Raw genomic sequence first — 4,406 nt, forward strand, 5'->3', positions numbered from 1 at the left:
TCGACCTGGCCTCTGCCATAGGTGGAACCTTGGCCTTCCTCTTGGCGTTACTTGGTTCTTACCTGGGCTGGGGTGCTCTCACCGAAGACCCTAAACATGCCTGGATTCGGAGTACTGCGATCGCATTTGCGGCTACAGGGGGTACTAGCTTTTACAATGCTGACCTAACCGATGCTGACTTTACCGGAGCTACCCTCAAAAGTACAGATTTAAGAAAGGCTAATCTTACTGGTACGTGTTTGGATAATACTAGTGAACTTGACTTGGCTAGACAGAGCTAAGGTAAGCTATCAGCGGTCAGCCGTAGGCCGTAGGCCACGCTACGCGAACAGCCATCAGCCGTCAGCGGTTAGCTGATAATAACCTTGACACTAATCCCCACACTTCCCTCTCTTTCCTTATCCCCTTGATATAGCGCTATAGTTTTTTTTATTTGTTAAGTGTTTTCGCTCAGGATTTTAAGTATTTTCGCTGAGAAATAGTCATGTAATCAATTAGGATTTCTGATACAATTCTAATTGATTACATTGAATCAGTTTATAATAAAGACTCTCTTACTCAGGTTTTCCTTCGTCGGGAGTATAATCGCTAAGTCAGGGTAATGCATCTAAATTAATAAGCAAAAATAATCTAAGAACCAATGCTTAGATTATTAATCTAATATCCAGTAGGCGTTTCAACATAAGACTGGTTTACCCTGCTCTAACGACTAATGAAAGCTAATGAAGTTCTAAAAAGATATGCAGAAGGACAAAGGGATTTCCGCAGGGTAAATCTCAGAGGTCAGTCTTTCCAGGGGGAAAACCTTTCAGGGGCGGATTTTAGTGAAACTGATATTAGGGGAACAAACTTTAAGAATGCTAATCTAACCGGAACTAAGTTCTGTAAGGCCAAAGCTGGATTACAAAAACGGTGGGTAACTGTTATTCTGTTAGTTTCATTGATAGTTTCAGGAGTATCAGGAATTGCCTCCCTACTTGCTGGGGGGGTAGTAGGGTTAATCTTTGATAACAACTTAGAAAAGCAAGTGTTCGGTTGGATAGCTTTGATCACACTAACTATAGTATATAGTGTTATCCTGCGTCAAGGGCTCGGAGCAGGAGTCGCCAGCGCCAGCGCCATGGCCAGCGCCTTCGCCATCGCCAGCGCCTTACCCAGCGCCTTCCCCAATGCCTTCGCCAGATCCAGCGCCTTCGCCTTCGCCATCACCATAACCTTCGTCTTTGCCATTGCCAGGGTCAGCGCCTTCACCTTTGCCATTGCTATCGCCTTCGCTATCGCCAGCGCCTTCGTCTTCCCCAGCGCCTTCCCCAGCGCCATGGCCAGCACCTTCAGCTTAACGGGACCCGTAGACATAGCCTTAGCCTTAGCCATAGCCTTAGTATTACTATTAATTGGTGCTTACCTAGGCTGGCGTGCTCTAAAAGGGGACCCCCGAGATGCCTGGATTCGTACTATTGCTATTGCCTTTGCTGCTACAGGAGGTACCAGTTTTTACAAAGCCGATTTAACCGATGCTGACTTTACAGAGGCTACCCTCAAAAGTACAGATTTAAGAGAAGCTACGCTTACTCGTACCTGTTGGCAAAATACTATTCAACTTGACCGAGCTAGACCAGGTAAAACTCTCTTAGCTGATACAGCTGTCAGAGAATTATTGATAAGTGGTTATGGTTATAATAATAATTATAGTAATGCCAATCTCAGAGGGGCAAATTTAAAAGGGGCTAATTTAAATAAGGCTAATCTCAAACTAGCTGATATTAGCGAAGCCACCTTAGAGGATGCTAATTTAGAATGGGCTATTTTAACTGAAGCTAATTGCGTTGGTACTGATTTTACTCATGCTTATTTAACCGGAGCTTGTTTAGAAGCGTGGAATATTGACTCAACAACTACGTTAACTAACATTGATTGTCAGTATGTCTTTTTACTAGAGAAGCCCAATTCTCAAGGAAGTCGAGAGCGTCGTCCCCATGATCCTGACCAGGTTTTCCAACCAGGAGATTTTGAAAAGCTCTATAACAAAATTATGAATACCGTGCAAATTCTGCTACGTAATGGTGTGAATCAAGAAGCATTTCGTCAAGCCTTTCAGAAAATAATGGCGGAAAATACTGAAATTACTAGTGATTCGATTCAAGGTATTGAAAAGAAAGGCAATGATGTTTTACTTACCTTGGAAGTTCCAGAAGCCACAGATAAAGGTAAAGTTCAAAAACAATTTTTACAAGTTTATGAACCTAGGTTGGAAGCAGAGAAAAAAATTGCTTTTCTAGAGGGTAAACAAGAAGCTAAAACTCGCGAAATTAATGATCTCAAGGAGATTATAGACGGTTTGAGCAACCAGTCATCGAATCCTATAGTTAATTTTACAAATACAGCTAAAGCGGAGAGTGATATGTCAGATAATTCACGTAATTTTGAGATAAACAATAGCAACACTAATGGTTCTCCTGTTGCTATTGCCAACGACAAGGCTAGACAAGAATTTAACATTACTAATAATTTGACATCAGAGCCAACCCAAAACCTAGCCGAAGCAGCAGCAGAAATCCAGCAACTCCTCAACCAACTATCCCAGAATAATCCCACTACAACCAACAAAGAGAAGATGATAGTTGTAGGTGAAGTTATTGACCAAATTGAGACTAACCCAACCCTAAAAGCCAAGGTGATAAATGCCCTGAAAGCAGGAGGAGTAGAAGCTTTCAAGGAAGCTATCGATCATCCTTTGGTGAATATTTTGATGGCTACAATTGATGGCTGGACAGAAGTTTAGTAAGCTATCAGCTATCAGCTATCAGTAATCAGCTATCAGCTATCAGCTATCAGCTATCAGCTATCAGCTTTCAGTTTTCAGCTATCAGCTATCAGTTAAAGGCTGACGGCTGACAGCTATCAGCTTTCAGCTATCAGTTTTCAGCTATCAGTTTTCAGCTTTCAGCTTTCAGCTATCAGTTTTCAGCTAAAGGCTAAAGGCTGACGGCTGACGGCTGACGGCTGACAGCTATCAGCTTTCAGTTTTCAGCTTTTGAATAAAACAGGTAAGTATTGCTTGAATCTTTGTTACGTCTGCTGTTCGCGTAGCGTGGCCATTCGCGTAGCGTGGCCATAGGCCAAGGCCAAGGCTGACGGCTGACCGCTGAAGGCTGACCGCTGACCGCTGACCGCTGACGGCTGACTACTGACCGCTGACGGCTGACCGCTGACTACTGACCGCTGACGGCTGACCGCTGACCGCTGACGGCTGACGGCTGACTACTGACCGCTGACCGCTGACCGCTGACCGCTGACCGCTGACGGCTGACGGCTGACAGCTATCAGCTTTCAGCTTTCAGCTTTTGAATAAAACAGGTCAGCATGCGTTTAATCTCTGTTACTTCTGCTGCCAGGAATTCATAGTCTTTGGCTTTGAGTAAGTTAAGATTGTAAGCTAGTAACAGATGATATTCAAGTTCACTTGCTGAACCCATAGCAATGTGAAGAAAACGGGCTAGTTCGGCTTTTCCGTTTCTACCACATCCCTCGGCAATATTGGCAGGTATTGAAGCGGAAGAGCGACGGATTTGGCTTGTCAACCCATAAAGTTCTTCCTTCGGAAATACTTGGGTTGCCTTATAAACAGATAACGTCAGGTGATGGGCTTTTTCCCAAACTTTCAATTTTTTAAAATCTCTCAATATTGAATGCTCCTATCAGCTATCAGCTATCAGGTTTCAGCTATCAGCTATCAGCTATCAGCTATCAGCTATCAGCTATCAGTTTTCAGCTATCAGTCTTCAGCTATCAGCTATCAGTTTTCAGTTTTCAGTTTTTAGCTATCAGGTTTCAGCTATCAGGTTTCAGCGATCAGCGATCAGCGATCAGCGATCAGCTATTAGCTATCAGTTTTCAGTTTTTACCTAAAGGCTAAAGGCTGACGGCTGACTACTGACGGCTGACTACTGACTACTGACGGCTGACCGCTGACCACTGACGGCTGACCGCTGACCACTGACGGCTGACCACTGACTGCTGACTGCTGACTGCTGAAATCAGTTTTTTAATAAAAGCAGGTAAGCATTAGTTTAATCTGAGTTACCTTAGCTGACCACTGACCACTGACCGCACCTCAAGTAGCGTGGCCATTCGCGTAGCGTGGCCATAGGCCAAGGCCAAGGCTGAAGGCTGAAGGCTGAAGGCTGAAGGCTGAAGGCTGAAGGCTGACTGCTGACTGCTGACTGCTGACTGCTGATCGCTAAGATAAGAAATAGGAAGCAATTTCTCTAATCTTGTTACAACAACCAACAATGAAAGGACTCTGGCTCGAAAACCAGCAACTGCAACTGCGCACTGACCTACCTGTGCCATCACCACCCTCTGATGAAGCCTTAGTGCGGGTGTTGCGTGCGGGGATATGCAAC

The 4,406-nt window shown here is 44.4% G+C and carries 4 protein-coding genes and 1 pseudogene; 3 read left to right on the top strand and 2 right to left on the bottom strand.

Annotated features, from left to right (window positions below; translation table 11 throughout):
• Positions 1-281: pentapeptide repeat-containing protein (locus F6K38_RS35670; protein ID WP_287359786.1), on the top strand; the 281-nt coding region annotated here is incomplete at its 5' end.
• 431 nt (positions 282-712) lie between these two features.
• Positions 713-2,782, top strand: coding sequence for a pentapeptide repeat-containing protein (locus F6K38_RS35675; RefSeq protein WP_287359788.1), 2,070 nt, complete (start codon positions 713-715; stop codon positions 2,780-2,782).
• Positions 2,783-3,323: 541 nt separating this feature from the next.
• On the opposite strand, the gene F6K38_RS35680 is transcribed toward F6K38_RS35675, so the two are convergent.
• Both F6K38_RS35680 and F6K38_RS35685 read right to left on the bottom strand, forming a co-directional pair.
• Complete coding sequence (locus F6K38_RS35680) at positions 3,324-3,683, bottom strand: four helix bundle protein (RefSeq protein ID WP_287359790.1); 360 nt, start codon at positions 3,681-3,683, stop codon at positions 3,324-3,326.
• A gap of 397 nt (positions 3,684-4,080) precedes the next feature.
• Positions 4,081-4,290, bottom strand: a complete 210-nt coding sequence (locus F6K38_RS35685; protein ID WP_287359791.1) for a hypothetical protein — start codon at positions 4,288-4,290, stop codon at positions 4,081-4,083.
• A gap of 2 nt (positions 4,291-4,292) precedes the next feature.
• Here F6K38_RS35685 and F6K38_RS35690 point away from each other — a divergent pair.
• Positions 4,293-4,406, top strand: a pseudogene (locus F6K38_RS35690) (alcohol dehydrogenase); the annotation flags it as partial.

The organism is Moorena sp. SIO3B2, from assembly GCF_010692525.1.
Classification (GTDB): domain Bacteria; phylum Cyanobacteriota; class Cyanobacteriia; order Cyanobacteriales; family Coleofasciculaceae; genus Moorena; species Moorena producens.